Source organism: Nonomuraea sp. NPDC003201 (assembly GCF_053590415.1).
Genome location: NZ_JBSFTC010000729.1, coordinates 1 through 1,503, shown reverse-complemented (window position 1 = coordinate 1,503; position 1,503 = coordinate 1). Strand labels below are relative to the sequence as shown.

3 protein-coding genes are annotated in these 1,503 nt (G+C 71.1%); 2 read left to right on the top strand and 1 reads right to left on the bottom strand.

The window, feature by feature from the left end:
• The coding region (locus tag ACWDX9_RS63205; RefSeq protein WP_449973434.1) for an AfsR/SARP family transcriptional regulator at window positions 1-393 on the bottom strand (393 nt) is incomplete at its 3' end.
• Window positions 394-663: 270 nt separating this feature from the next.
• On the opposite strand from ACWDX9_RS63205, the gene ACWDX9_RS63200 reads away from it, so the two are divergent.
• Window positions 664-1,140, top strand: a complete 477-nt coding sequence (locus ACWDX9_RS63200; RefSeq protein WP_449973435.1) for an anthrone oxygenase family protein — start codon at window positions 664-666, stop codon at window positions 1,138-1,140.
• Window positions 1,141-1,225: 85 nt separating this feature from the next.
• The coding region (locus ACWDX9_RS63195; RefSeq protein ID WP_449973433.1) for a hypothetical protein at window positions 1,226-1,503 on the top strand (278 nt) is incomplete at its 3' end.

Sequence of the window (1,503 nt, the reverse complement as noted above, 5' to 3'; positions counted from 1 at the left end):
GGCGGCGTCCGTGCCGGCGCCGGCGCGCCCGACCAGCGCCCGGAACCGCGACAGGTCCAGCGCCTCGGGCGGCACATCGATGACGTAGCCGTCGTCGGACGTGCGGATCAGCCGGTGGGAGCCGTCACCGCCCGGATCCTCGCCCAGCGCGCGCCGCAACCGCGCCACGTGGGTGTACAACGCGCTGCGGGCGTTGTGGGGAACGTCGTCGGCCCACAGCCGCTCGATCAGCTCGTCCGGCGAGACGTTCCGGTTGGCGCGCAGGAGCAGCGTGGCGAGCACGATCCGCTGCTTGGCCGCCGGAAGGGAGATCGGCCGGCCGTCACGTACGACTTCGAGCGGGCCCAGAATCCCAAACCGAAATCCGGCATTCGACCTTATGTCCACATTCATCCTGACGTCGCGAAGTGATGGACGACAGCACGGGCGGGTGGGGCGTCGTCGTGCCGCAACCGGTCCATCGGCACGTGCCGCTACGAACTACGGTAGCCACCGGCGACGCCATCGTTCTTGCACAAACCTTGCGTCGCGCGGACCGCCTCCTTTCGCCGGGTTTCGGCGTGGCCCGCACGACAGGTTCAGGACAGGTCCGCGAAAGGAGCCGATGGGATCATGGGGGCCGGACGACATCGCTGAGCCCGCTGGGAGGACTCTGTGGAAGGCATGCGGATCACGGCGCTGATGGCCGCAACGCTGTCGATGGGCCTCGTGGCGGGGATCTTCGGCCTGTACGCGCACACGATCATGCCGGGCCTCGGGCGGACCGACGACCGCACCTTCGTGGCCGCGTTCCAGTCGATCGACCGGGCGATCATCAATCCGTGGTTCATGGCGGGCGGCTTCTTCGGCGCGCTCCTGTTCACGATCCTCGCCGCGGTGGCCTACCTCGGCCGCCCGGCCCTGCCGTGGATCGTCGCCGCGCTCGTCCTGTACGCGATCACCGTCGTCATCACCCTGGCGGTCAACGTGCCGCTCAACGACGCGATCAAGGCGGCTGGGGATCCCGGCCACATCGACGTGGCCGCGGTCCGCGAGGCGTTCGGCGAGATGCGGTGGCGGAGCTGGAACCTCGTCCGCGTGGTCGCCTCCACGACCGCGTTCGGCCTGCTCGCCTGGGCTCTCACGTTGTCAGGGAAGTAGAGCCGGCCCCTGACGCGCCTTTCCATCCAAACCGTAGGCGTCCGGGTGATGGTTTTCCGGCCGGGGTGTCGGTCACGATGTGTGCGTGTCCATGTGGCGACTGTGGCCGGGCCCGTCAGGGCGGTCGCGCCGGATTCCGGCGGGAGTGGCGATCCTCCTGGTGGTGCTGGGCGTGGTGGCGACCGCCGCCGGGCTGGACGCGCCGTCGGACGGCAGCGTGGTGCCGCTGGGCTGGCGCGCCGACGGTGTGGTGGTGAACGTCCCGGGCACCCCGGCAGCCGTCGCCGGCACCCCGGTGGACGTCCCCGGCGCCCCCGTGACCCCGCCGGGCGCTCCCGGCGCTCCCGGCGGGGTGGGGTTGCG

Coding starts and splice junctions, on each gene's coding strand:
- ACWDX9_RS63200 (WP_449973435.1), top strand. CDS start 664: ATGCGGATCACGGCGCTGATGGCCGCAACGCTGTCGATGGGCCTCGTG.